Annotated in this window: 27 protein-coding genes and 3 pseudogenes; 15 read left to right on the plus strand and 15 right to left on the minus strand. The window is 62.1% G+C overall.

Annotation, left to right across the window (positions count from 1 at the left end; translation table 11 throughout):
• Positions 1-52 precede the first annotated feature (52 nt).
• The 3 genes from CIC12_RS26770 (at position 53) to CIC12_RS26780 (ending at position 2,326) form a co-directional block, all read left to right on the plus strand.
• Complete coding sequence (locus CIC12_RS26770; RefSeq protein ID WP_168668589.1) at positions 53-679, plus strand: TetR/AcrR family transcriptional regulator; 627 nt, start codon at positions 53-55, stop codon at positions 677-679.
• A 104-nt stretch (positions 680-783) separates the two neighbouring features.
• Positions 784-2,025: a YbfB/YjiJ family MFS transporter gene (locus CIC12_RS26775; protein WP_168668591.1), complete on the plus strand. Its 1,242-nt coding sequence runs from the start codon at positions 784-786 to the stop codon at positions 2,023-2,025.
• A gap of 145 nt (positions 2,026-2,170) precedes the next feature.
• A complete protein-coding gene (locus CIC12_RS26780) occupies positions 2,171-2,326 on the plus strand; it encodes a DUF3309 family protein (protein ID WP_168668593.1) in 156 nt (51 codons plus the stop codon).
• A 259-nt stretch (positions 2,327-2,585) separates the two neighbouring features.
• On the opposite strand, the gene CIC12_RS26785 is transcribed toward CIC12_RS26780, so the two are convergent.
• The 5 genes from CIC12_RS26785 to CIC12_RS26805 form a co-directional block, all read right to left on the minus strand.
• Complete coding sequence (locus CIC12_RS26785) at positions 2,586-3,992, minus strand: four-carbon acid sugar kinase family protein (RefSeq protein WP_168668595.1); 1,407 nt, start codon at positions 3,990-3,992, stop codon at positions 2,586-2,588.
• Between the two features lie 23 nt (positions 3,993-4,015).
• Positions 4,016-5,314: a ribulose-bisphosphate carboxylase large subunit family protein gene (locus tag CIC12_RS26790; protein WP_168668597.1), complete on the minus strand. Its 1,299-nt coding sequence runs from the start codon at positions 5,312-5,314 to the stop codon at positions 4,016-4,018.
• The gene (locus CIC12_RS26795; RefSeq protein ID WP_168668599.1) at positions 5,311-5,850 is read right to left on the minus strand and encodes a VOC family protein; all 540 of its coding nucleotides are present in this window, start codon (positions 5,848-5,850) and stop codon (positions 5,311-5,313) included. The genes CIC12_RS26790 and CIC12_RS26795 overlap by 4 nt, the downstream gene beginning before the upstream one ends.
• A 92-nt stretch (positions 5,851-5,942) precedes the next feature.
• Positions 5,943-7,832: a TRAP transporter large permease gene (locus CIC12_RS26800; RefSeq protein ID WP_168668601.1), complete on the minus strand. Its 1,890-nt coding sequence runs from the start codon at positions 7,830-7,832 to the stop codon at positions 5,943-5,945.
• Between the two features lie 62 nt (positions 7,833-7,894).
• Positions 7,895-8,920 (minus strand): TRAP transporter substrate-binding protein, encoded by a 1,026-nt coding sequence (locus tag CIC12_RS26805; protein ID WP_168668604.1) that lies wholly within the window; start codon positions 8,918-8,920, stop codon positions 7,895-7,897.
• Positions 8,921-9,117: 197 nt separating this feature from the next.
• Here CIC12_RS26805 and CIC12_RS26810 point away from each other — a divergent pair, with 197 nt between their 5' ends.
• Positions 9,118-10,173, plus strand: coding sequence for a LacI family DNA-binding transcriptional regulator (locus CIC12_RS26810; RefSeq protein WP_168668606.1), 1,056 nt, complete (start codon positions 9,118-9,120; stop codon positions 10,171-10,173).
• A gap of 331 nt (positions 10,174-10,504) precedes the next feature.
• Here CIC12_RS26810 and CIC12_RS26815 read toward each other — a convergent pair whose 3' ends face one another.
• Positions 10,505-11,125 (minus strand): LysE family translocator, encoded by a 621-nt coding sequence (locus CIC12_RS26815; protein WP_168668638.1) that lies wholly within the window; start codon positions 11,123-11,125, stop codon positions 10,505-10,507.
• Between the two features lie 406 nt (positions 11,126-11,531).
• On the opposite strand from CIC12_RS26815, the gene CIC12_RS26820 reads away from it, so the two are divergent.
• Positions 11,532-12,005 carry an Lrp/AsnC family transcriptional regulator gene (locus CIC12_RS26820; RefSeq protein WP_054035587.1) on the plus strand — a complete coding sequence of 158 codons (474 nt, stop codon included), beginning with the start codon at positions 11,532-11,534 and terminating at the stop codon, positions 12,003-12,005.
• A 72-nt stretch (positions 12,006-12,077) separates the two neighbouring features.
• Here CIC12_RS26820 and CIC12_RS26825 read toward each other — a convergent pair whose 3' ends face one another.
• The 4 genes and pseudogenes from CIC12_RS26825 to CIC12_RS26840 all read right to left on the minus strand — a co-directional run.
• The gene (locus tag CIC12_RS26825) at positions 12,078-12,857 is read right to left on the minus strand and encodes an alpha/beta fold hydrolase (RefSeq protein ID WP_168668608.1); all 780 of its coding nucleotides are present in this window, start codon (positions 12,855-12,857) and stop codon (positions 12,078-12,080) included.
• A gap of 81 nt (positions 12,858-12,938) precedes the next feature.
• Complete coding sequence (locus CIC12_RS26830; protein WP_168668610.1) at positions 12,939-13,292, minus strand: DUF4148 domain-containing protein; 354 nt, start codon at positions 13,290-13,292, stop codon at positions 12,939-12,941.
• Between the two features lie 273 nt (positions 13,293-13,565).
• Positions 13,566-13,694 (minus strand): annotated as a pseudogene (locus CIC12_RS26835) (alpha/beta hydrolase); the annotation flags it as partial.
• Positions 13,690-14,064 (minus strand): annotated as a pseudogene (locus CIC12_RS26840) (MFS transporter); the annotation flags it as partial. The pseudogenes CIC12_RS26840 and CIC12_RS26835, both read right to left, overlap by 5 nt.
• Positions 14,065-14,093: 29 nt before the next feature.
• Here CIC12_RS26840 and CIC12_RS26845 point away from each other — a divergent pair.
• The 3 genes and pseudogenes from CIC12_RS26845 to CIC12_RS26855 all read left to right on the plus strand — a co-directional run.
• A complete protein-coding gene (locus CIC12_RS26845; protein ID WP_168668612.1) occupies positions 14,094-14,447 on the plus strand; it encodes a hypothetical protein in 354 nt (117 codons plus the stop codon).
• 752 nt (positions 14,448-15,199) lie between these two features.
• Complete coding sequence (locus CIC12_RS26850; RefSeq protein ID WP_168668614.1) at positions 15,200-17,020, plus strand: tetratricopeptide repeat protein; 1,821 nt, start codon at positions 15,200-15,202, stop codon at positions 17,018-17,020.
• A 245-nt stretch (positions 17,021-17,265) separates the two neighbouring features.
• Positions 17,266-17,604: pseudogene (locus CIC12_RS26855) on the plus strand (TolC family protein); the annotation flags it as partial.
• A gap of 121 nt (positions 17,605-17,725) precedes the next feature.
• Here CIC12_RS26855 and CIC12_RS26860 read toward each other — a convergent pair.
• Positions 17,726-18,463, minus strand: a complete 738-nt coding sequence (locus CIC12_RS26860) for a response regulator (protein WP_168668616.1) — start codon at positions 18,461-18,463, stop codon at positions 17,726-17,728.
• A 255-nt stretch (positions 18,464-18,718) separates the two neighbouring features.
• Here CIC12_RS26860 and CIC12_RS26865 point away from each other — a divergent pair, with 255 nt between their 5' ends.
• The 7 genes from CIC12_RS26865 (at position 18,719) to CIC12_RS26895 (ending at position 22,757) form a co-directional block, all read left to right on the plus strand.
• Positions 18,719-19,435, plus strand: a complete 717-nt coding sequence (locus CIC12_RS26865) for a cytochrome c biogenesis CcdA family protein (protein ID WP_168668618.1) — start codon at positions 18,719-18,721, stop codon at positions 19,433-19,435.
• 1 nt (position 19,436) lies between these two features.
• On the plus strand, positions 19,437-19,970 hold the full coding sequence (locus CIC12_RS26870; protein WP_168668620.1) for a thioredoxin family protein: 534 nt from the start codon (positions 19,437-19,439) through the stop codon (positions 19,968-19,970).
• 357 nt (positions 19,971-20,327) lie between these two features.
• A complete protein-coding gene (locus CIC12_RS26875) occupies positions 20,328-20,564 on the plus strand; it encodes a DUF4148 domain-containing protein (RefSeq protein ID WP_168668622.1) in 237 nt (78 codons plus the stop codon).
• Positions 20,565-20,616: 52 nt separating this feature from the next.
• Positions 20,617-20,958, plus strand: coding sequence for a hypothetical protein (locus CIC12_RS26880; protein ID WP_342030572.1), 342 nt, complete (start codon positions 20,617-20,619; stop codon positions 20,956-20,958).
• 25 nt (positions 20,959-20,983) lie between these two features.
• Positions 20,984-21,400, plus strand: a complete 417-nt coding sequence (locus CIC12_RS26885; RefSeq protein ID WP_168668624.1) for an organic hydroperoxide resistance protein — start codon at positions 20,984-20,986, stop codon at positions 21,398-21,400.
• Positions 21,401-21,676: 276 nt separating this feature from the next.
• Positions 21,677-22,174, plus strand: coding sequence for an RNA polymerase sigma factor (locus tag CIC12_RS26890; protein WP_168668626.1), 498 nt, complete (start codon positions 21,677-21,679; stop codon positions 22,172-22,174).
• A 100-nt stretch (positions 22,175-22,274) separates the two neighbouring features.
• Positions 22,275-22,757, plus strand: a complete 483-nt coding sequence (locus CIC12_RS26895) for an MEKHLA domain-containing protein (protein ID WP_168668628.1) — start codon at positions 22,275-22,277, stop codon at positions 22,755-22,757.
• A 114-nt stretch (positions 22,758-22,871) separates the two neighbouring features.
• Here the strand turns inward: CIC12_RS26895 and CIC12_RS26900 are convergent, their stop codons facing one another.
• The 4 genes from CIC12_RS26900 to CIC12_RS26915 form a co-directional block, all read right to left on the minus strand.
• Entirely contained in the window at positions 22,872-23,345 is a 474-nt protein-coding gene (locus tag CIC12_RS26900; protein ID WP_342030573.1) for a cytochrome P460 family protein, read from the minus strand.
• Positions 23,346-23,438: 93 nt separating this feature from the next.
• Complete coding sequence (locus CIC12_RS26905) at positions 23,439-24,482, minus strand: alpha/beta fold hydrolase (protein WP_168668632.1); 1,044 nt, start codon at positions 24,480-24,482, stop codon at positions 23,439-23,441.
• Between the two features lie 132 nt (positions 24,483-24,614).
• A complete protein-coding gene (locus CIC12_RS26910) occupies positions 24,615-24,929 on the minus strand; it encodes a DUF4148 domain-containing protein (RefSeq protein WP_168668634.1) in 315 nt (104 codons plus the stop codon).
• A gap of 525 nt (positions 24,930-25,454) precedes the next feature.
• Positions 25,455-26,047, minus strand: a 593-nt coding sequence (locus CIC12_RS26915) for a YbfB/YjiJ family MFS transporter (RefSeq protein WP_168668636.1), incomplete at its 5' end; no start/stop codon positions are given.

The raw sequence follows: 26,047 nt of genomic DNA on the forward strand, positions 1-26,047 counted from the left end.
CTATATCGACCGATATAGAACGGTCGCCATTCATGCATGAAGGACCGTCACCATGGCACGACCCCGCGGATTCGACGAGCACGCCGTGCTCGAAGCGGCCAGCGCAGCGTTCTGGAGCAAGGGCTACGAAGCGACCTCCACGCGCGATCTGGTCAGATCGACCGGCCTCACGCAACCGAGCCTCTACAACGCGTTCGGCGACAAGCGCGGTCTCTACGTGCGAGCGCTCGAACATTATCTGGAGCACATACTGCGCGAGCGGATCGAGCGGCTCGAGAAAACCGCGTCGCCGGCACGGAGCATTACGCTGTTCTTTCATGAAGTCATCGAGCGCGCGATTGCCGACCCCGACATGCGCGGCTGCATGCTGGTCAACTCGGCGCTCGAAATTTCATCGGACGACGAAGCATTTCGTGCCAGGGTCGCGGAGGAAATGGCGGATATTCGCGCGTTTTTCCACCGGGGCCTGGTCGCGGCACAGCAAAGCGGTGACATCACCGTCGCCGTGCCACTCGAAGACGCCGCCTCCCATCTGCTCGCCACGCTGATCGGCATTCGCGTGCTCGCGCGAGTCACGCCGCAATACGCGCTGCTATGCGGCTCGGTGTCGCCTGCGTTAGCGCTGCTCGGCTTGCCCGCGCTGCCGCCGCCGTCAGCGCCGCCCGCTTCATCGGCATAAGACGGCCACGTCCGAGCCGCGCGTCCGCACGGGCGCACTCCCTGATTTTCTCACCGACATCCGGCAGCGCCGCCATCGGCATGCGCACCGGTAAAGGAATCGTCATGTCCGCAGCACCGTCTTCTTTAAGCTCCGCACGACCCACCTCGCTCGATGCCCGCGCGCTTTACGCGACCTTCGCCGGACTGTGCGGCAGTCTCGTCGCCATTGGTCTCGCGCGTTTTGCGTATACGCCGCTGATTCCTTCGCTGATCCAGGCGCACTGGTTCACGTCGTCGCAGGCCGTGACGCTCGGCGCCGCGAATTTCGCCGGCTATCTGATCGGCGCGCTGATCGGCCGTCCCCTTGCGTCGGTGCTGTCGAACCGCAGCGCGTTGCGTCTGCTGATGGCGGTCGTGACGGCGGCGTTCTTCGCCTGCGCATACCCGCTGTCGATCAGCTGGTTCTTTGCATGGCGCCTGCTGTCGGGTATTTCGGGCGGCGCCATCATGGTGCTGGTGGCGACGTCGATTCTTCCGCACATCCCGCCGCCGCGCCGTGGCTTCGTCAGCGGGATGATCTTTCTCGGACTCGGTCTCGGCATCGCGGCATCCGGCACACTGATTCCTCAACTGCTGCGCTTCGGTTTGCAAACCACCTGGATCGGTCTCGGCGTGGTCGCGCTGGTCCTGACCACGGCGAGCTGGTTTGGCTGGCCGTCGACGAATCCGCCCGCTCCGGTGATACCCGCCGGCTCGCATCACGCCGGGAATACGCATAACCTGAAGCTGCGCCTGCTGTATGCGCAATACGCGGCGAACGCGCTCGGCCTCGTGCCCGCGATGGTGCTGCTCGTCGACTACGTCGCACGCGGCCTGGGACGCGGCGCAGCGATCGGCGCCGAATACTGGGTGCTGTATGGCCTCGCGGCGATTGCGGGTCCAGTCATCTGCGGCAACGTGGCCGACCGCATCGGCTTCGGCAACGCGTATCGGATCGCGCTGTTTCTGCAGTCCGCAGCGGTGGCGATGCTGGCGCTCTCGGGCAGCTCGCTGGCGGTGGCGACGGCGACCGTGATTCTCGGCGTCTTCACGCCGGGCATCGTGCCGCTCGCGCTTGGCCGCATCCACGAACTCGTGCCGCACGATCACACCGAACAGCGAGCCGCATGGAGCCGTGCGACTACGGCATTCGCGCTTTTCCAGGCGCTCGGCGGTTACGGATACTCGTTTCTGTTCTCCCATACGCATAACAACTATGCACTGATTTTCATCTGCGGCGCGGCGGCGCTCGCCATGGCGTTCGTCGCCGATATCGTGGTGACGCGAATCGGCACGCCGCGCAAGGTGACGGCGGTGACCGGATGAATACGATTAAAGCGATTCGGTTCTCCACGTTGGGCATGCCGCTTGCTCAACAGAAACACCGATGCTGTCTTCGCACGGTAGCCGCGAAGTTAGCGCGGTCGTCGTACGAAAGGCGGGTCCTTATCAACCAGCGGAGGTCATTAATATGTTGGGAACTATTCTTCTGATCGTGCTGATTCTGCTCCTCATCGGCGCGTTTCCGTCCTGGCCGCACAGCCGTTCGTGGGGCTATGGTCCTACCGGAGGACTCGGTGTCGTCCTGATCGTCGTGATCGTCCTGCTGGTTGCCGGCGTGATATAGCCAGATGCGAGCAAACGCGAGGAAAAGCGAACCGATTCGATCCACGGGGATGAGAGAACGCTCGTCGTAACGAAGTGAGAACGAACGCGGCCGCCGGATAGCGATATCCGGCGGCCTTGTCATGTCGATGGCCCGGAAAGTCTCACTGGTCGACACACCTTCGCTTGTTGTCATATGGGAATGGCAGATGGAAAAGTTACTCGCCTGCCTGGGTCCAACGATCCGGTCGTCTTGTTGAATTGCCCTACCGGTTCGCCGATCAGCTTGAGCCCTCGATGTTCTCACCGACTGCATAGCCATCGACCAGTTGCTCGAACAGTTCTGCATCGCCCATCTGACCGCCCTTGAGCATGATCTCCATGCCGTCGAGTTCCGCGCGGTCGGCATGAAGACGGCACATGGTCACGCCCGCCGATAAGGGCGCTCGATACGACAGTCCCCACGCGTCGAGCGCACGCACGGCGAAGCTCGACGTGTCACCGCCTGCTATGCCGATGCGTTGCAATCGCACCGCGTCGAGCACCTGCCGCAGCAGCGTGGCGCAAGCCTGCGTAAGTGACGGCAGCGCCGTGTCTGCTGCGTTCGTCACGCTTGCCGCGTTCATCGCACGGCGCGTCGTAAATGCAAGCACGTTGCGGCCATCTCGCAACGGCCCCGCGATCGCCGCCACGCGTTCCGCCAGATAGACGGATGCGGCATCGCCGGTCATGCGCTGCGGGTCCAGTTCCACGCGCAGATACGAATGCGCCGCGCCAATCTGCACTTCGGTCAACGGCGACAGACTGCCGGCCAGCACGAACACCGGGCCTCGCGCGCGGCTCAGCGGCGCAGCCGCATTCCCCGCCGACGAATCAGTGCGCTCCTCAAGCGCCCACGCATAAGCCTGCGCGACACTGCTCGCGCCGACTGCCAGCAGCGGCGCCATCGCCGCACGCCGCACGAGCACCCGGCCGATCGCTTGTAGATGCGCGTCATCGAGCACGTCGAACAGCAACGCGTCCGGCTTCGATTCGAGCCGGTGCCGCACTTCGGATTGCAGCGCGGCGTCGCCCGCCGCGTAGCATCGCCAATCGATCGATTGCACATGCTCGACGCCCTGGCGTTGCAGATGCACACGCAAGTCCGCCTCGTTCATCGGCGTAACCGGATGACGGCTCATCGTCGGATGACGGTCGATCCGATATACCGCCTGCCGATCATCGTCCGCCCCGGCTGCGGCGAACAGTTGACCGAACACGCAGTAGCGCCGCAAATTCGGCTGACCGCCGACCACCGCGACCAACTCGTTCGCACAATGCTCGCGCAACGTGCGAATCGCCACACCGATGCTGCCGGTGTGCGGCGCGCTATCGAAAGTCGAGCACACCTTGTAGTGCATCACCCGCACACGGAGCGCGGCGAACGCGGCACCGACCCGCGCGAGTTCATGCTGCTGCGCGAGTGGCTCCATGGTCCGCGCGGCGCCTGCGACGCCGAGCGCGTCGAGGTGTCCGAGCATCGCGAGACGCGCGGCATCCGGTGGCGCGAACAACAGCATCGTGCGCAAGCCGGCGCGCGCGAGATGCGCGAGCGTATCGGTCGCACCCGTGAAGTCGTCGCCGTAGAACGCGTACGCGGGACCCGCGTCACGCGATTCGCGTAAGCCTCGACGGCTAAGATCGTCCATGTCTTTCATGTCCCGAGTCGCGCTCAGGCGCGTTCGCCGAAAAACGCCAGCGCGCGCCGCAATTCCGGCATCCGCTCGGCGTACATGGGCAACGGCGTACCCGCCTGCACGGCCGCCCATGCCTGACGTACGCTCGTCACGCCCGCGGACGCACCGTCCGGATGCGCGAGAATGCCGCCGCCGGACATGAACAGCAGATCGGTGGAGCGCACCGCGTCGAAGGTCGCAGGCACGGTGCCGGCCCACTGCCCCGAAGAAAACGCGGGGAGCACAGTGTCAGCGCGATCGGACGCGAGCGGTGTCGCGCAATCGCGCGCCGATTCGATGACTTCCATATCGCTCTGCGCGAATTTGCCGGCGAGGCCGTGTACGTGCATATGATCGACTCCGGTCAAACGCCATAACGTTTGATACGCCTGGAACGAGATGCCGAGCGCCGGATCGCGCGACATCATCCCGTAGCCGTTGCGATGCGCGTGCAGTACGAGCGGCGTCTCGCGGCGCAGCGTCTGGATTGCGGAAAAGCCGCACCAGTTGATGCTCGCCATCACGCAGTTGCCGCCTTCCTGCTCGACCAGCTGCGCATGACGGCGCATCGCGTCGAGGTCGTCGGTGATATTGAACGCGACCATCACGGAACGGCCGCTGCGTTCGCGGTAACTGCGCACTTCGGACATGACCGTCCGCACGCGTTCGGCAAGCGGCGCATGCGTGGGATTCGCGCATACTTCGTCGTCCTTGATGAAATCGACGCCCGCTTCGCACAGCTCGCGCACCAGCGCCGCCGTTTGCGTCGCGCTAAGACCGACATTCGGTTTGATGATGGTGCCGATCAGCGGACGGTCCGTCACTTGCGTCAGCGTGCGCGTGCCCGCCACGCCATGACGCGGCAATTCGAAGCGAGCGCGATAGGAAGCCGGCAAGCGCAACGACAGCAACCGCATGCCCGTGACTTCGCCGAGATCGCACAGATTGCCCGCGACAGTGGCGGCCAGCGTGGGCAGATTCGCGCCAATGTTGGCGAGCGGAAACGAGAGCGTGACGCGCGCGCGCCGCCACGGCCCCGGCATGCCTTGCCGGATCAGCCATGCGCTCGGCAAACTGGGCTGCGCCACGGCTTCGAGTTCGGCGATACGCAGCACGCTCGCGCGGCTGCGTGCGCGCAGCGCATCGGTTTCATTGGCGACGCGCACGAACGTGCCGCTCGACTGCTCGCCGGCCATCACCTCGGCGACATGCGCGGGATCGAGTGGCGTCTCGATCAGATAGTCGGCTTCGAGCGTGTCGTCGTTGGCCGGTTGCGCCTGCTGCGTCGCGCTCATAGGGTGCCCAAATCGGGAAAGCGGCGCACCGGCTCGCGGCCGTCCCAATCGCGTGACGCCGCGTAGATCATGTCGAACAGCTTGCCCTTGGGCCCTGCGATTTCCGAAAGTTCGACCACGGTGCCCGGATGATTTTCCGTATCGAAATAGACGAAGCGCCCGTTGCTCCCCACCTCGCCGCTCATCGCCACCTTGAAGCCCTGCTCCTGAAGACGCGCGAGGTCCGCGTCGAACGAGGTGGTCCAGTAGGCGTTGTGCTGCAAACCGGTATGGCCGGCGGCCAGGAAGTCGCGATACATCGACGGCGTGTCGTTGCGCGTCTGGATCAATTCGACCTGCAGCGGCCCCGAGTTCGCCAGCGCGACCGAGTTGTGCACTTCATACGTTTGCCCGCGATACGTGTAGTTTTCGATCGGCACGCGTTCGTTGTAGAACCACGGCCCCACGCCGAGCACGCGGCTCCAGTAGTTCATCGCGGCTTCGATATCGCGCACCACATAGCCTGCCTGCCGGATTTCGCCAAAGAAACGACTCATGAAACTCTCCCGATGCTGCGGGTTTTGAAGGACGAGCGACGCCCCGACGCGGCAGGAATGCAGCGCCCGAAGGTCGAACCTGTAAAGAAAACTTAAAGGAAGCCGATCGAAATCCACGGAATTGCCGCGACCAGCAGCAGGCCGACAATCAGCGCGCCCATATACCCGACGATCGGACGAATGCCCGCATCGGGATTCACTTTGCTGATCGCGCATGCCGAGTAGTAGCCGACGCCGAACGGCGGCGAGAAGAGCCCGACACCCATCGACAGGATCACGACGATCGCGTAATGGACCTCATGCACGCCCGCGAGCCGCGCGATCGGAAACAGCAGCGGCCCGAACAGCACGATCGCGGGAATGCCTTCGAGCACGCTGCCGAGCATCACGAACACAGCGATCGACACTGCGAGAAAGCCATACGCGCCGCCGGGCATCGCGCCCATCCATTGCGCGAGGTCCTGCGAAAAACCGGATTGCGTGAGCGCCCAGGCCATCGCGGTCGCGCAGCCGATGATGAACAGGATCGCGCCCGACAGAGTCGCCGCATCCACCAGCATGCGGCCGAGCCGCCGCCATTCGAAGCGGCGATAGACCAGCAGCCCGATCAGCATCGAATACGCGATGCCGATGGTCGACACTTCGGTCGCCGTCGCCACGCCCTCGACCACCGCCATGCGAATCACGAACGGCAATGCCAGGGCCGGCACCGACACGATGAACAGCCGGCCGATCTGCCGCCGCGTGAAGCGTTGCGCGCCGCTCAGATCTTCCTTGCGATAACGCCACCACACCACGACGCACAAAATCAACGCGAGCACCGCGCCCGGCAACATGCCGGCGGTAAAGAGCGCGGAAATCGACAGCCCCGTGACCGAGCCGATCGTGATCAACACGATGCTCGGCGGAATGGTTTCGCTTTGCGCGCCGGTCGTGGCGAGCAGCGCGACCAGATCGCCTTCGGACGCGCCGCGTTTCTTCATCTCCGGGAACAGCACCGGCGCGATTGCGGCCATGTCCGCGACTTTCGAGCCGGAAATGCCGGACACCAGATACATCGCGCCGATCAGCACGAACGACAGCCCGCCATGCACGTGACCAACGAGGCTCGCGAGAAACTCGATCATTGCGCGCGCCATGCCGGTCATTTCGATCAGTAGCCCAAGGAAAACGAACAGCGGCACGGCGAGCAGCACAAGATGCGACATGCCCTCGTCCATGCGGCCGACCACCACTTCCAGCGGCGTGAAAGTGGAGAGGCCGAGATAGCCGAACGTCGCGAGCGCAAAAGAGAAGCCGATGGGCACGCCGGAAAAAATGCCGATCGCCACCACGCCGACGAAGAAGATCACGAGGTTGAGCTTGCCGAGCGTCTGGAACCACGGCCCGGCGAACACGGCCACCGCGCCGAGCAGCGCGGCGATCGCGAGCACGATGACGACGTCGCGCACGCGGCTCACCTGAGCGAGCCGGATCAGGCCGACCAGCAGCATCAGCGCGGCGCCGATCGGCAGCGCGAGCGCGCGCCACGCGTTGCTGATCTGCAGCGCAGGTGTGACGATCGCCGCCTCGCCCGCCGCATAGTCGTACGCAGGCGCGATCAACAGCGCAAGCAAGGCGATCGACGCGGCGATCGCGAGCGTATCGACAAAGGCGCGCCGTTGCGGCGACAACCGGCTCACGAGCGCCGTCATCCGCATATGTTCGCCGCGCCGTAACGCGAGCACCGCGCCGAGCATCGCGAGCCACAGGAACAGGATGCCGGCGAGTTCATCCGACCACACGAGCGGCTGATGCAGCACGTAACGCGACACCACGCCCGCCAGCATCACGACGATCTCCACCGCCAGCAGCGCCGCCGCGCACACTTCGACCAGCGCGATCAGGCCGCGGTCCAAAGTTCTTAGCCAGCGGCGCGGCGTGCTGGCCGCGTGCAACGGCACGGCCGCCGCCTCTGCCGGATTCAATGCGTGATTCGACATCCTGCGGTCTCCTCGCGGCGCATCGCCGCGCGTCTTCTGATGCTCACCGGACTGCTGCACGCTCAGGCCAGCTTGCCGACCGATTGTTCGAGCAGATCCCACGCCTCGTTGCCGAACTTGCTCTTCCACGCACCATAGAAGCCCGCCTGACGCAGCGCGACGCGGAACGTGTCCGGCGCGGGCCGGTTGATCGTGAGCCCCTTGCTTTGCAGATCGGCGACGGCTGCATCGTTGAGCTTGCGGACATCTTCGCGCTGCTTGAGCGCCGACTGATTGAACGCGTCGCTGGTAATGCCCTGCAGGTCTTTCGGCAGACGCTGCCACGCACGCGGGTTCAGCACGAACCAGTAGCCGTCCCACATGTGATTGGTCAGCGAACAGTACTTCTGCACTTCGTAGAGCTTCGCGACCTGCACGATCGGCAGCGGGTTTTCTTGCGCATCGACGATATGCGTTTGCAGCGACGAATAGACTTCGCTGAATTGCAGGCTGGTCGGCGCGGCGCCGAGACCTTTGAACATGTCGATGCTGAGCGGGCTCACCGGCACGCGAATCTTCAGACCGCGCATGTTCTGCGCGCTCGTGATCGCACCGTTGCTGGTGGTGGTCTGACGAAAACCGTTGTCCCACATCTTTTCGAACGATTCGAGCCCGGCCTTCTGCATGGCCGCGCGCACATAGGCGCCGAGCTTGCCGTCCATCGCGCCCCACACCTGGTTGTAATCGCTGAACGCGAAGCCAACCGCATTGATGGCCACCGACGGCGCGAGCGTCGACACCACGAGGGCCGACGGCGTGAACATTTCGATGCCGCCGCTGCGCACCTGCGCGAGCATGTCGGTGTCGCCGCCCAACTGGTTGTTGGGGAAGATCCGGATCTCCATGCGCCCCTTCGACGCCTCGCGAATCTGGTTGGCCGCCTCCTGCGAACGCACATTCAACGGATGCGTGAGCGGCAGGTTGTTGCCGTACTTGAACACGAACTCCGGGCCGGATGCCGCGCGCACGATCGCCGGAAAGCCCAGCGTACTGGCCACCGGCACGGCGGCCGCGGCACGCAGTAACGTGCGTCTCGCGAGGTTGGTCATTTGAGCGTCTCCTTGCTTATAATTGATGTGACTGTCGAATCCATCAAAATCCATCATCGTTCGATTCAACGCGTTGATTTTCCTGTCATCATTGTTGAGTCGTCGTGCGATAGCTGCAAGACTAGGCGTGCACGGCACCTGCGTCAAACCGCGGGCTTGATGTTTTTTGATGGATTTCCAATCTGTGAAGGACTGCCATGTCCGAACCGCTTCACTTCACCGCCGCCGCGCGCGCACGCATTCCGGACATAGCGCGCGTTGCCGGCGTGTCGACCGCCACGGTGGATCGCGTGCTCAACGCGCGCGAAGGCGTGCGCGCCGTCACCGCGCAACGCGTGCTGCAAGCGGCCGCGCAACTGGGCTATCTGCTCACGCCCGCCGCGCCTGCGGCGAGCGCTTCGAAGCCGATGCGCATCGCGTTTCTGCTGCCGGCCGGCACCAATCGTTACCTGCACATGCTCGGCGACTACATCGACTTCGCGCACGATCAGTGGAGTGCGCTGGACATGAAGTGCCGTGTCCATTACGTCGAGAGTTTCAACCCGAAAGAACTGGCCGACCGTCTGTTGCAATACGGACAGCGTGCGGACGGCGTCGTGTTCATGGCGCTCGAGCATCCGGTAGTGCGCGATGCCGTCAATGCGCTGGCCGACCAGGGCGTACCGGCCATCACGCTGATTTCGGATCTGTCGAATGCGCGGCGGCTGGCTTACGTGGGTATCGACAATCGTTCGGCCGGGCGCACGGCGGCCTTGTTGTTGGGGCGCTTCATGGGACCGCGGCCCAGCGGCAAGATCGCGATGCTCGCGGGCAGTCTGAACTATCGCGGTCACGAGGAGCGCGAGATCGGCTTCCTACATCTGATCGAATCGACGTTTCCGCAAGTGCGCGTGATCGGACTGCGCGAGGGTCACGACGACAGCGAGCGCAACTATAGGCAGACCCGCAAACTCCTGGAGCAGCATCCCGACCTCGCGGGCATTTATAACAGCGGCGGCGGATCGGACGGCGTCGCTCGCGCGATTGTCGAGGCGCGCTCGGAGCAGAAGATCCTGTTCGTGGGACATGGCTTGACGCCGGACACGCGCGCGTTGCTGATCGACGGGACGATGGATGCATTGATTACCCAAACGCCGCAAGCGATGGTGGGCAACTGTCTGCGGATTTTCCGCAACGTGCGCGAGAAACGCGACGCCATGAGCGATGTGAAACCTGTGCAGTTCAGCATCGTGCTGCGGGAAAATTTGCCTTGAATAAAGGCTATTTTGCGCGCGGCACGTGGCCGCCCATAGTGCCGCAGCGACCCTTCGAGCCTGCGTCCAGCGCACGTTATGCGCGGCTGCCACCAGTGCGATCCGGGTCAGGCACGGCGGATGCTCGATCACTTTCGTACTCGCACTTCACCACGAAAGGAGATCACATCATGCCTTATCTACTCGGTTGGCTGCTTGGCGTCCCGTTGATCGTACTGGTCATCCTGTACCTGATCTTTCATTGACCGTTTGCAACAAGAAAGGCGGCGCCCGGGACCGGGCGCCGCCTTTCGCGTCGGTGCAGCGCACGCGCATTGACGCATCGGCAAAATCAGCGCACTGCCGCCATCAATGCGCCCATGCCGACCAGCAGACTGCCCATCATCCGGTTCAGAACGCGCAGTCGTTTCGGCCGTTGCAAGACGGTGCGCAAGCGATGCGAAAAGATGGCCGTCGACGCGACGCCCAACGCAAACACCACTGCAAACGTAGCGGCCAGTAACAGGTATTGCTGATTCGCAGACCAATGCGCTTCGTTCGAAGGCGTGCTAATGAACTGCGGAAAAAACGACGGAAAGAACAGCAAGGTTTTTGGATTGAGTCCCGAGGTGGCGAAGCCACGCCAGAACAGGCTGCGCTGCTGCGACCTGTCGGTGGGAACCGCGAGACTGCCGCTGCGCCACTGCCTGCAGCCGAGATAGATCAGATAGATTGCGCCGGCCCAACGCAGCGCGATCAACGCGCGCTCGTCGATCAGCAACAGCGAGTTCAGACACAGCGCGGTGAACGCCAGTTGCAGAAGCACAGCGCATGTGCCGCCCCAGACGCATGGCAACGCGGCGCGCCAGCCGCCACCAAGCGCCTGGCTCATCGTCAGTACATTGACCGGACCGGGGGAATAGACGAGAAGTAGAGCAGCAAGAAGAAACGAAACGTACAGCTGGATCGACATCGGCGGGCAGGTGGGCAAGGAGGCAAGGGTTGTTGCATTGCCCATGCATGACGTCTCAAGGGACGGCGTCGCAGCCGCGGCAATACGGACGATCATGCTGACAAGCATCGGTCAGGAACATGCGTCCATGCCCGGCGAGCGCGCTTTCCAGCGCGGGTGGCGCCGGAATTCGCCCGCGTGCCGCCTTCCTGTGAAAGCGGCGCGACACCAGATGGCAGCTTGTGGCCGCGCAAGACCGCGAGGCGTGAGGCCCGCGGCCCGGACGGTTGTCCCGGACATGAATGCATGGGGAAAATATACCCGGACGCAGGCTGGATAGGCTTCTTAAAGATCTAGTCTGGCCGACGTCATAGGGGACAACCTTCCAGTAAAATCAACTTATACAAAACAACCTTCCCACCCTCTTATGACCACCCGAAATCGCCCGCTCGACAACCAGGATCGCAAGATCATGCGCGAACTGCAGAAGAACGCCCGGCTGAGCAATGCCGAGTTGGCCGAACTGGTCGGCATGTCGACCACCGCGTGCTGGAATCGCACGCGTCAATTGGAAACCGAGGGGTATATCCGCGGCTATGTCGCGTTGCTCGACCAGCAGAAGCTCGGTTTCGCCGACGTGGTGCTGCTCGAAGTCACGCTCGACCGGCACGACGACGACGCGCTCGCCCGCTTCGGCGCCGAACTCGCGACCCTGTCCGAAGTACTCGAAGCGTATCTGGTGTCGGGCGACTACGACTATCTGGTGAAGGTGGCGGTCGACGGCACCGCGGGTTACGAACGGTTCCTGCGCGAGAAGCTCTACAAGATTGCCGGGATTCGCCACAGCCGGTCGATGTTCGCGCTGCGATGCATGAAGAGCATTCCGTCCATTGCGATCTAGCAGGTCGTCGCGATCAGCGCACTGTTGCAGCGGACCGTCGTGGCATGACCGGGCCGCCGCTCATCCCTGGTGTTACTGCACAGCGCGCGACGCGGCGATGATCGCATCGGCCACCGCCTTGGGCTGGCTCACCATCGCAACGTGACTCGCGTTGACGCGCGTCACTGTCGCGTCGATGTTTTTAGCCATCGTCTGCTGGAGCTTCGGATCGATCATCCGGTCCCGACCGGTCACCACGAAGTGCGACGGCTTGTCATGCCACGCCGCTTTTGTCACCTTCTCGTCGAGGCAGCCGGAGGCCCACGGCCCTTGCGTCGCCGCGATCAAACGTCTCTCGCGCAGCGGCACGTCCTGAGCGAAATCCTCGAGCACCGCTTTCGTCGAGAGCGTCAGGTAGCCCGCGTCGTCCTTGCGCAGCTCGCTCGCCCAGACCGGTGCCGGTGCGCCCTTCGTCATGTCCGCGATGGACTGGCCGCTGTCGGGCGCAAACGCCGCCACGTAGACGAGACTCTTGACCTTGTCGTCGTTGCCCGCTTCGCTGACCACAACGCCGCCCCACGAATGGCCGACCAGAATCACCGGGCCCTTCTGCTGATCGATCACACGTTTGGTCGCCGACACGTCATCGGCCAGCGAACTCAGCGGGTTCTGGACCGCCACTACGTGAAGCCCGCGCGCTTCGAGCAGCGGAATCACTTTGTCCCAGCTGGAACCGTCGGCGAACGCGCCATGCACGAGCACGACGTTCTTGCCCTTCAGGTCCTGCGGGGGAGCGGCATGCGCGGCCTGCAACGCGAATAGTCCGCCGAGCAGCAATGCCGATCCGAGGCACTTCTTGAAAAACGTGGTCATTGTGTATGTCTCGATAGATAGGTATGCAGATGGAACGACCGTCCGCGCGACAGCACGCGGACGGTCATGGGGTTGCGTCGATCAAGAATGCGCGTAGATCGGGCCGAGGCCGATGACTTCCGACTCGGTCGCATGGGCATGGCTCATCGGTGTATGGCTCTTGGGGGCGCGCGATCCCGAAGCCGCGCTGGTCTGCGCGACGCCGCCGTAGGTTGCCGCAACCGAACCGTTATCGGCCTGCACGTGTGCCAACGCGGCCTCGATGTTCTGCGGGTACTGCGTGTTGTCGCTGGACGGGTTGTAGCCGGCCTTCTGAAGCTGGACCAACTCCGCGCGCACTTCAGCGCGGGTCAGCGGTTGTTGCTGCGATTGTGCGAACGATGCGGCGGGGACGGCGACCAACGCGGCGACGATGAGGGATTGAACGAGTTTCATGAGTTTTCTCCAGATATCAAAGGCAATCAAAGGTTGGGGTGGAACGCGACGCCCTTGCTGCATGCAAACCGTCATGTCCCGCCTGATTCAAACGCACTGTCGTGAATCAACCTTGCGTGTAGGTATTAAAACGCCCCGACGTATCTGGAATGTTTTCGTTGAGCCGCTTAATGCAAGCTTGTTTGTCTGTGGACGGTTTGGATACATTGCGATACAAAAAAGCCGCTCCGGGGATGCGGAGCGGCTCGTCTGTCGCCGGCGTGCGCCGACGTGTCATGCAAGGCGGGTCACGTCGAGGATCGCATCGGCAAAGGCCTTGGGCGCCTCCTGCGGCAGGTTGTGTCCGATGCCGCCCGTGATGTTCCGGGGTTGGTACTTGCCCGTGAACTTCTTCGCGTAGGCCCAGCGCCACGCACGCCAGCCCTTCGACCAGAAACATCCATTGCCAGCCGGCGAGACCCCACACGCCGGAGAGCGTCGTCATCAGCCATGCCGACGTCGGGCCGCCGACGATGCCACCCAGCGGCCCGGCCACGAACACGAGCGCAATCGCCCGCGCCATGCGCGCCGGTCCGTACCAGCACGACAGGTAATAGATCATGCCCGGCGCAAAGCCGGCTTCGAATAAGCCGAGCAGAAAGCGCATTGGGTAAAAGGCCGCGACGTTCTGAACGAACAGCATGCAGGCCGATGTGATGCCCCATAGCACGAGAATCCGGCTGAACGTCAGACGCGCGCCGACCTTCGGCAGCATCAGATTGCTGGGGATAGCCTTCGATACGAAAGCTCGCGCTCGCGGCTTTGCGTCTCTGCGACCAGCAGAGAGAACAACTCGACAAGCTGGTTACGCTCGCAGCGTCCGTATGCCGGAGTCCCGCGGTAACGAACGAAGAAAGGGCGCAACAGAGGACGTTACTGCAACTGCTGGTTGATACGGGCGAGGTGTATCAGCGGAGCAACGAGTGCGATAGTCAACTGTTCCAGATCATCGCGCTAGACGCCAAGGGCGTGGCGCACAGCCGCATCACGGCCCGTGATGCGGCCAACCTGCTGTCCGATGCTGTGCGAAGCGCTTCAGATAGCGATGTCGGCGTCGTGCCGCGCCGACCGGCCCGCACGAAAGCAGGTTTAAAGTCCGCCACCGCGCCGCACTGACCAAAGGCGACGCCGGCCGCACTGCTGGAAGGAGGCGCGAATTTCGTCGCGCTTTTTTCATTGTGTCGCCGTAGAAATATGCATAAGAAATCAGCCGACACCGGACGTGTGTAAAGAATCGTCACGTCACCCCCATCTCGACTTGTTCTGGTTGACGGTGCCGTCGTGCCAGATGCGCCACACGGTATGGACATTATCGAGGTCACGTATACCCGACGCGCGTGACAAGCCCTATCACAAAATCGACAGGAATTTTCTACGGTAGAACAGGAGAATCCCTACTGCGCATTCCTGTCCCGACAGTTAGTCTGATTCTTACGAGGGATTGCAAATACGGCGTATTTCCTCGTTTCGCTTCCAGCTGGTCCACGCGTTGGAATGGCGATGTACGACGCTAACGGCAATCCCATTCGCGTTGGTTGGAAAGATTTGACGTTTATCTTTACGCCGCAGGATACCCGCAGTACTGCGACAGTATCTGTCCGATCCGACTCTATGAACATGGCCGCGCCGGATTGTACTGCCACCATGTCGAATGGTGTACCGGCCAAATGCACTATCTCTCTGCCGGGCTCCGGCGGAAATTTTTACGCAATGATAAAAGCGTCCACTGCCGTGAATACGTTTGTGCTATTCGAAGCTACTAATTGGCAGACGCCGGATGTAGTGACTAACGCCTACCGCTAAAACAGTGTGCACTTCTGAACAGGAGGTGCATTCATCAAAACAACAGATAGGCAGGAAGATCCGTCATGCACGACAACGAAACGGACATATGCAAGCTTGTTGCGATTGCTGACAGCCACTTTTCTTTGCGGCGCATGAGCGATGCGGCTGCGTATTATCTGAGGGTTTTGGATGCGACTCCGTGCAACGTGCATGCATTGCATCGCATGGGCCTCACGTGTGTTCATCTGGACGATCTGGACGGGGCGCGCGGATACATCCAGCGGGCGCTGTGTGCCGCCCCCTACCACGCTGACTTGTGGGAGCACGCGGGTCTGCTTGCTGCGAGCAACGGGCAGTATGAGTCCGCTGAAGCCTCCTATCGGCGAGCAATCCGTCTGGCGGGAGATACCGCCAGCCTGCACAGGAACCTGGCAGACTGCCTGCGACAGTCGGGCCGTCTTGACGAAGCAATCGTGCACTACGAGAAATCCCTTGAAATCGAGCCTGAACTACATCACGCCGTTCGTGCACTTGCGAAGATCAACACAGAAACCGGCAATGTCGATAAGGCTGCGAACTATTGGATGCGCGCGTGGACACTCAAGCCAGCGGCATCAAAAAATGACCTTGACAGTATGGTCGCAATCATAAATGCCAAACACCTCGCGACGCTCGACAAAACTATCCGTGAGATTAAAGACCGCTTTACAGTCGATCCCCTCGCACTAAAGGCAGTCGCATATGTCCTGAATTGCAGCTATCGTTATGAGGAAGCGCTCGCAGCGGCCCGGCAAGGACTCGCGCTTGCCCCACACGACGCGACGCTCTGTCACAGCGCAGCATGGGCACTCAGGCATCTTGGGAGGACTGCAGAGTGTCGTCAGTACAGTGAGAAGGCCGCGTTGGCGTTGGCAGACAATCCGTCGGTGCAATACGATTTTTCGGACGTGCTACTCTGCCTGGGTGAATTTGAAGAAGGCTGGAGGCGACACAGGTCGTTCTACGAGATTCCAAAAAATCGAGCGGTAATGGCGTGGCCTGATTTCCCCGAGTGGAATGGTGAGCCAGTCGCTGGTTGCAAGTTCTTGCTCATCGGTGAACAGGGACTCGGCGATCAGATACAGTTCCTGCGGTTTGCGGAGTGGCTACACCGGCAAGGCGCGAGCGTTGACGTTTTGGTGGACAGGCCGATTGCAGTTCTCGCGTCATCTATGACCGCCGTCAGCAAAGTCTTCATTGAAATGCCGCCCGGTCCGTACGACTACTGGTGCCACATGTTCAGTGTGGCTGAGCATTTAAAGCTTGATCTGCCAATGCTTCCCGTTGCGATGCCGTACCTCGCTGCCGAGTCGGAGAAGGTACGCCACTGGCGTGCTGTCATAGAAGCGACTTCGCCGGCGCGCGACCCTGCGAGGCACAGCCGGATAGGTATCGTATATGCGGGTAGTCCGACCCTGCGTCTTGATCGGTTCCGCTCCATCCAGCTCAACACCTTGGAAACGTTATTTGCGGTACCAAATATAACGTGGTATTCGGTTCAGAAAGGTAACAGAGAACGAGAAATCGATGCACTGGCGAAGCACTTGGACATACACCCGCTGGGGCCTGCCATCCAAGACTTTGCCGATACCCTGGCAATACTTCATTCACTTGATCTGTTAGTCACCGTCGATACATCAGTCGCGCATCTGGCTGGGGCAGCGGGCTTGCCCGTATGGGTGCTTGTGCCCGCGTACTCAGAGTGGCGATGGCTGGTCGGGCGCACGGACAGTCCCTGGTATCCGTCCATGCGGCTATTCCGTCAGCGCGAGCTGGGTAACTGGAGTCCGGTCATCGAAGAAGTGCGAGAAGCATTACAGGAATGGTGCGGTGTCCAGGAAGCAGACACTGTCACCATTTTCTAGCCTCGGAAGACAGCGATAAATCCCACTCACCGCCGCTTCCTTTTGCGCCCGGTCAACGCGGGCGTCTTTTCATGCCTTGCGCCGACCGCGTTCGCTTGCGGCCGGCAAATGGTCGACTAATCAGAGCCTGAAATCCGCTGCACGTCGCGCCACTTCGGATGGTTTGAAGTCGAACCGCTCGCGCAGGCTTTAAGCGTTTCCCCGGTGAGGTCTTCGGAGATCAACACCGGCATTGGAATGCCGAAGACCCTGGCGAGCGGCTCTGCTATGTCGGCGTGCAACTGACGATTCCGTTCTTCGAAGGCTTCAGCCACACGTATCAGGTCCGCCAGACGCAGGCTCAGATGGAGAAGCAGCAGGATGCTCTGGACGGCACGCGCCAGCAGGTTGGGCTTGAAGTCTGGAACAGTTACCAGGCCGTTCAGACCTCAACCGGTACAGCCAAGGAAAGCGCCGCTCTGCTGGATATCGCACAGCGATCGTTCGCCGCTGCCCAGTATCGCTATCTGGCGGGCGTCGGAAACATTCTCGAACTGCTCAACGCGCAGAGATGGCGCTGGCGAATGCGCAGCAGCAGCGCGTAGAGGCGCTCGCTGACTGGCGCTCCGTTCGTCTACGGCTCGCGGGTAGTCTTGGAAGACCTGGCATCAGCGACATTGCCGATGATCCAATCCCGGCGAGAACGCGCCCACGAGCACAGGCTCATTACGTGTCCTCGATCTCGTTCACGGCGGCGGAAAACACATAGCCTTCGCTGCGCAGCGTCTTGATGTAACGCGGCTCGCGAGCAACGTCCCTTAAACGTTGACGCAGGCGGCTCACCATCAGATCGATCGAACGGTCGAACTGATCGGCCTGGCGGCCCTGAGTCAGATTGAGCAGCTGATCGCGCGTCAGCACCCGCTGCGGATGATCGAGGAACACGCGTAGCAGCCGATATTCAGCGCCGCTCAACGCGACCATCGTACCTTCCGCATCGAGCAGATGACGCGCGGTCGTATCAAGCCGCCAGTCCCCAAACGCCAGCATTTGCACCGACTCCGTCACTTGCATGCCGGGCGGCAGCATCCGCGCGCGGCGCAGTACGGAGCGAATCCGCGCGAGCAACTCACGCGCGGCAAACGGCTTGGTCAGGTAGTCGTCAGCGCCCATTTCCAGACCGACGATCCGGTCCGCTTCTTCGTTGCGCGCCGTGAGCATCAGCACGGGCACGGTGCGGAATTTGCCGGCGCGCAGTTCACGGCACAGCACCAGCCCGTCTTCGTCCGGCAGCATAAGGTCGAGCACGATCAGATCGGGCGCGCCCTGTTCCAGCGCGGCGCGCATCTGGCGTCCGTTGGCCGCGAGCGACACGCGCATGCCGTTTTTCTCGAGGTAGCCGGCGAGCAGCTCGCGGATGCCGCGGTCGTCGTCGACGATCAATACGTGGTCGGTCGTTTGCATTTCTCGGGTCTCGTACAGGAATGGTTGCTGGCGCTTTCAACTGCACCCGGCTCATAGGAGGAAGCGAACCACGCAACGGCTCACCCTGTTCCTGGCGATGCCCGGCTTTATAGCCTGCCTCGTACGGCGAATTGTGTCGCAGTGTATCCCGAGCTTCGCCAGACACAAAACATTGCAGGCGCACGATATTACCGACATAAGCCAGATACGTGCGGACGTTCCAATACGGCCATACCAGCTCACGGAGTGTCCACCATGCACAGCCTCTTCGAAACACCGCTCGCCTTGCTGGCCGGGCTGCTGACCATCGCGTCGCCCTGCATTCTGCCGGTGATGCCGATTCTGCTCGGCACCTCGGTCGAACGGCCGAGCCGCGTACGTCCGCTCTTCATTATCGCCGGCTTCATTCTGACCTTCGCGTCCTTTGCGATGCTGCTGGGCGCGGTGTCCAGCACGGTGCATATCGCCCAACAAGCACTGCGCAATACCGGCATCGCGTTGCTCGCGCTGTCGGGTCTGCTGCGTCTGTGGCCGCGCCCTTACGACTGGCTCGTCGCGCAATTGCAGGCGCCGCTCGCGCGCATTGGCGCGGCGGTTGCGCCGGGCGGGCAGCCCGGTAGCGGCAACGCCGGTGGCTTCGTGCTCGGCATGTCGCTGGGCGCCGTCTGGACCCCGTGCGCGGGGCCCGTGCTGGCTTCGATTCTGGTCCTGGTGGTCAAGGCGCAGGACCTCGGATGGTCGGCGCTGCTGCTCACCTCGTATGCGATCGGCGCCGCCATCCCGATGCTCGCGATCATCTACGGCGGCCATTACGTGACGCAACGCATGCGCGTAGTGGCGCGCCATGCCCAACTGCTGCAACAGATATTCGGCGTACTGGTGATGCTGACGGCTCTCGCCATCTATCTGCAATACGACGTTCTGGTCTACGCCCGGATCGCCGCGATTTTCCCTTCTCTCAAAGGACTTTGACATGCTCTCCCAACTCAAGACTCTCGCTATCGCCGCGACTTTCGCCGCTACGGCCGCCACCGGCACCGTCGCCCTCGCCGCGCCGTTGCAGAGCGGGCCGCCCGCACCGGAATTCACCGGCATCAACCAATGGCTCAACAGCGAGCCGCTCACGCTTCGGCAATTGAAGGGCAAGGTGGTGCTGGTCGATTTCTGGACTTACACCTGTATCAACTGCATCAACACGCTGCCGTACGTGAAAAGCTGGAACCAGAAATACAAGGACCAAGGATTGACGGTGATTGGCGTACACACGCCCGAATACCCGTTCGAACGCAACACCGATAACGTCAAGACCGCGATCAAGCGCTTCGGCATCACCTATCCGGTCGCGCAGGACAACCAGTATGCGACGTGGAGCGCTTATAACAACCAGTACTGGCCCGCGTTTTATCTGCTCAACAAGAAGGGGCAGGTCGTATACACGCACTTCGGCGAAGGCGATTACGCGCAGACGGAAGCGGCGATTCAGGTGTTACTCGCGCAAAAGGATTGATGCGGTACTTTTTCCGATGAAATGCCTGTACGGGCCGCGGCAATGCGAGACATTGCCGCGGCCTTCGTTCTGTATGACGAAAGATGTGAAAGCGGCCGTACGTGTACACGCATTCGGCCTCTGCAAATGATCGATAGATGCCCGCCATAGTTTTGTATCGCAACGTATATGTCGCTCGGCTTGATACACAGCATTGCAATACTCCGGTCTCCCGACACAAGCCAGATACCTCCGCCGGTTCTAATACATCAACGACGGAACACTGATGAAGATCTTGCCGCAGACCTCGACCCGAGAGCGGCGCTTCGCAGATCAACCGACGGATTCTCTTCACTAATCCAGCTTCAGGAGAACGACATGAAAGTATCGATGATCGCTTTGGCCTTCGCCGCATTCGCCACGACGGCTAGCGCTTACGCAGTCCCTTCGGCCGACGCCAACGCAGTCAGCAACGACGCCCAGCAAACACAGCAGTGGACACCCGGCCAGGCCAACACAACGGGCAAGACCCGCAAGCAAGTTCGTCAGGAACTGGTGCGCGCCCAACACGACGGTCAGCTTGCCGCGCTCAACAAGTTCTATCAGGGAAGCTGATCCCTGCGCGAGCTCATCGCGCTGCCGCTCGGCTATGGCCGTGTGGGCCCGGATGTTCGGCGCGATTCGCGAGGCACCTTCTCTTTCAAACTTATCGTTTCGAGGTTCCATCATGATCAAGCATCTCGTCGTCGCCGCACTTCTTTCCGCGAGCGCCGCCGTCGTATCGCCCGCTTTCGCCAGCAGCGGTTTCGGCCCCGCGCCGCATGACGAGCCGCTCGCGGGCGCACCGGCATCGCAACGCGCTCAGCGTGCCCAGACGGCTCGCACCGAGCAGGTCATCGCCAACGCCGACACGTCAACGCGGTCTTACGGCGGTGTGCGCGATACGGCTTCCGAATCGGGAGCACGAGGCGCACTGAACGCATCGCTTTCCACCTACTCGCATCATTAAACCCCTCACGCAAAGGATATCGATCATGACCCGCATCGAAAAAGTGCTTTACACCGCCAACACCCACACCACCGGCGGCCGCGACGGCGCGTCGCGCAGCAACGATGGTCGGCTGGACGTCAAGCTCTCCCCTCCGGGCAGTTCCGCCGCCGGCACGAATCCGGAACAGATGCTGGCCGCCGGCTGGTCGGCGTGCTTCATCGGCGCAATGGGACTCGCCGCGAAACAGTTGAAAGTCGCGCTACCCGCCGCTACCGCCGTCGACGCAGAAGTCGATCTGGGCATGAACGGCGATGCTTACCTCCTGCAGGCCCGCCTGAACGTCAGCGTGCCGGGTATCGACCGCGAAGTCGCGCAGGAACTGGCGAACAGGGCTCATCAAACGTGTCCGTATTCGAAAGCGACGCGCGGCAATATCGACGTCGTCATTACCGTTGTCTAAACCGCGCTGCCTCGCGCTATTGCCCGACGCCGACTGAATGGTCACGCACCCGGCGCGATAGCGCTTGATCTTCGCAAGCCAGGCCGGCGCATTCCGATAAGGTGCGCCGGCTTTTTTCGCTGAGCTGTCGTCATCACCGCCAATTGAGCGAGTGCGTGTCGATGCGGATGACGGGTAGCTTTATCTTCCCGACCGGATTCGGCCGACGTCATGCACACGATCGTTGTCGCGCCCCGAAAAGCCAGCTATACGACATCAAGCAAGGAAACAACGTCGATGACTGGAGCAGACTTAGCCAGCATGCTTCCAGGCATGCTGCCGCGATTGTGGGCGTTTGCGTTGCGCCTCTCAGGCGATCGGCACGACGCGGAAGACCTCGTGCAGCGCGCCTGCATGCGGGCACTGGAACGCGCGCACCAGTTGCGACCGGGCACCGCGCCGCTTAGCTGGATGTTCTCGATCGTGCAGTCCACATGGATCAACGAACAGCGCGCGCGCAACGTGCGCAGCCGCGGCAGTGTCGATTGTGACCGCGAGTTTCTAGAGACGGTCGCCGACCCGTTGGCCGCCATGCCGGAACAGCATGCGATGGACCAGCAGATCGTCAGCGCCGTGCAAGCGTTGCCCGAAGCACAACGTGCGGTCATGCTGCTGGTCGGTGTCGAAGGACTGAGTTACAACGAAGCAGCCGACGCGCTCGGCGTGCCGATCGGTACGATCATGAGCCGGCTCTCACGGGCCCGCCGGGCCATCGGCGCCCTGTTAAAAGGCTAGATTGGGAACTGTCCGGCAACGACCGTGCTCCACGCCATCGTGACATTGCCGCCGGCTTGGGCCACACTTCGTGTTTCCACCGCTTCAGGAGAAATCGCAGATGGACGCCGCACAGCGACGCACGGAAACGGGCCTGCGCACCGATCCCGGCTTTTTCAATCTACTGTCGAAGAGCTACTCGCGCCTGCTCGGCAAGCCGCTTGTCCCCGAGCACGTGCCTGTCGAAGACGCGCCACGCTGGCTTTACGGGAGTGCGCCGTTTGGCCTGCTCGCGCACAACACCATGGCGGACCCGGTGTTCGTGTACGGCAACATGACGGCGCAAAAACTGTTCGAATACGATTGGGACGAACTGACCAGGTTGCCTTCCCGTTTGTCGGCGCAAGCGCCCGATCGCGACGAACGCCGGGCCTTCCTGGAGCAGGTGGAACACGATGGTTTTGTCTGCGCGTATCGCGGCATGCGTGTGACGAAGTCGGGCAAGCGCTTCTGGATCGATAACGTCGTGGTCTGGCAATTGCACGATGACGCCGGCGTTTACTGCGGCCAGGCGGCGCTCATTCCGTCGACATCCGGCGTCTGAGATCGCTTCATAGCCGACACGAACAGAAGCGCGATGATCGAAGGTATCGATCATCGCGCTTCTGCTGCCGCCAACCTCATGTAGCCGTGTGCGCCCCTGCAATCAAACGCAACGTCACGGCGCGAAACGCGTAAAAACGTAATCGCGGCCTTTCACGCGTGCTTCGTGACACGCAAAACACGTTTGATGCTGCGCCAGATCGGCGGGCTGGCCGTTAATGAAGCGCCCATAACCCCAACCCCCCGTCGATGCATATCGGCGTGAGTCTTTCACCATCACCTGCACCGTCGTCGCCTGGCCCGGAATAGTCGCCGTTTCGAATTCGGGGGACTGTTTCCGCTTATAAGCAAGCTTGACCAGAATAGCCCCGTCCGGAAACGGCAGCGTCGAGTTCTCGATCGCCTTCACGGCCGCGGGATTGCCGAGGACAACGCGAAGTTCGTCGAGAGGCGCGGCTTCTTCGGCAGGCGCGATCATTTCCCACTTCCGGTAGCCTTCGGGCATCGTCACGCCATAAATCGGCGAGCGTGCCGCATGAGCATCCTGCGCCATGACCTGGCTGGGTAATGCGTAAAGCAGCAGTGCCATTTGCGCTAACGCGCATGCTGTCCGGATCGTTCGCATCCAGGTTCCTCGAGATCAGTGGACGATGTGAAAACTTTCTTGCGTCAGGACGAGGGTCTAGAGACGCACGACGTCGATGATCGCGTCGGCAAAAGCCTTCGGCGCCTCTTGCGGCAGGTTATGCCCGATGCCGCCCGTGATGTTCCGGTGCTGATACTTGCCCGTGAACTTCTTCGCGTAGGCCGCCGGGTCCGGATGCGCCGCGCCGTTCGCGTCGCCTTCGAGCGTGATGGTCGGCACCGAAATGGGCGGCGCCATCGCCAGACGCCTTTCCAGTTCGTCGTATTGCGGCTCGCCCTTGACCAGCCCCAGACGCCAGCGGTAGTTGTGAATCACCACTGCGACATGGTCCGGATTCTTGAACGACTCTGCCGAACGTTCGAACGTTGCATCGTCGAAATTCCATTTCGGCGACGCCGTATGCCAGATCAGCTTGTTGAAGTCGTGACGGTTCGCGTCGTAACCGGCCTGGCCGCGCTCGGTGGCGAAATAGAACTGATACCACCACGTCAGCTCCGCTTTCGGCGGCAGCGGCGCACGGTTGGCCTCCTGACTGCCGATCAGATAGCCGCTCACCGACACCATCGCCTTGCAGCGTTCCGGCCACAGCGCCGCCATGATGTTCACCGTGCGCGCGCCCCAGTCGAATCCGCCGAGCACTGCCTTGTCGATTTTCAACGCGTCCATCAGCGCGATGATGTCCACCGCGACCACCGCCTGCTGACCATTGCGCGGCGTGTCCGCGGACAGGAAGCGCGTCGAGCCATAGCCGCGCAGATACGGCACGATCACGCGGTAGCCCGCAGCGACCAGCAGCGGCGTGACGTCGGCGAACGCGTAGATGTCGTACGGCCAGCCGTGCAGCAGAATGACGACCGGGCCGTTCTGCGGGCCTGCTTCCGCGTAGCCGATGCTCAGCGTTGCGGCGTTGATCTGTCGAAGGTTCTCGAACGATGCAACGCGCGTGGCCGCCTTCGCGCCGCCCGTCGTTTCAGCGGACTGCGCGTGCGCGAGTCCGCTCAGTCCCATCTCCAGCAAACTGAAACCCGCAACTGTGGTCCCTAGCAAACGGCGACGCCGCGTATTAATCTGGTCCGACATGATCGTTTTCCTTATTCTGGGTTAGGCGCGCTTGATTGAGTTCGCGCGAAAGGGAAGCACCGCGGCCAGTGCCGCGATGCGAATCGATAGTCGAGCCGGCGACTCGATTGACGCAATCGACCGGCTCACTGCTTAGGGCTTTGCGTAGATCGGACCGAGGCCGATAACGTCCACTTGCGCACCACGCGACCCCGCTGCCGACGTACCGGCAGTCGCAGGACCATACGACGACGCCGACAGGCTCTTCTGTGCACTCAGGCGCGCCTCGGCTGCTTCGATATTCTTCGGATATTGCGTTTCATCACTGGCCGGGTTGTAGCCGACGCTTTGCAACTCGACCAGTTGCGCGCGCACGTCGGCGCGAGTCAGCGGCTGGTTCGATTGCGCGAACGACAAAGCCGGCACGGCGAGGACAGCGGCAACGACGAGCGATTGGATCAGTTTCATGATGTTCACCTCAAAGAGAATTTGATTTCCGCAAACATTTGTCTGCGTTCTGGTCTGCTAGCCAGGTCGTCTGGCTTGGAAGTATTAGACCTCGCTGACGTATCTGGCGTGTGTCCGCGAATACCGGCTGTGCAACGTTATGTACCCGTGCATGGCGCAGATACATTGCGATACAAAAGAGCGCGCCGCCTGCCGGCACGCGCCTGAGAGCGCTGATGAAGACCTACCGATGCAAGGCGGATCGGCAAGTTGCGCGGGATGGTCGAGGCGATGGCGCGCGAACTCGTCGAACGCCTCAGGGAAAACCGAATTCGAGCTGGTCAGTGACTATGCCTTGCCCCTGCCGGTCGAGATCATCTGCCGTCTGCTGAATATTCCGTCGGCCGACTGCACCGAACTCGCGCGGCGGCGAGCCGCCTCGTTTCGGCATTCGGGCGGATCTCAGGCGTTCAACAGCGTACTATCCGGCGACAACCAACGGCAACGTCAGCCGTGCGCCGTCGATTAGCGGCGCGCAGACGCGGCTCACTCGCCGCGCAACGGCTTCTGACAGGCGGCCAACACCGCACCGAGCCCGAGCAGCAACGCGGAATAAACCAGCCCGCGCGCCAGTCCCGCGCCATCCGATACCCACCCGATCATCATCGGCCCGACGATCTGCCCAAACGCGAACACGATCGTGAATGCGCTAATTCCCTTCGCCCAGTGACTCTCGGGCAGATTGTGGCGCACGAACGCCGTCGTCGAAGCGACCGCCGACAGAAACGTCGCGCCGAACAGCACGCCGGACACGAACGCCACCCACGGCTGCGTGAACAGCGCGGGCAGCAGCGTCGCCACCGCGAGCAAGGCGTTGAGCACCGCGAGCGCCTGGCCGCCGCGCATCCGGTCGAGTAGCGCGGACCACACGCGAGCCGACACCACTGTCGCCACGCCGAGCAGCAGATAGAAACCCGTCACGACCGTTGCGCTCATGCCCGCATTGCGCAGCAGCGCAACGATGAAGGTCATGTAGCCGATATAACCGACGCCGAACAATGCGTAGCCTGTCAGCGCCGCGCTGAAACGCGGCCAGCGCGGCGCGTCGTCGACGGCGCTCGCGCGTGCGGCCGATGCCC

This window comes from Paraburkholderia sp. SG-MS1, from assembly GCF_012275575.1.
GTDB lineage: Bacteria > Pseudomonadota > Gammaproteobacteria > Burkholderiales > Burkholderiaceae > Paraburkholderia.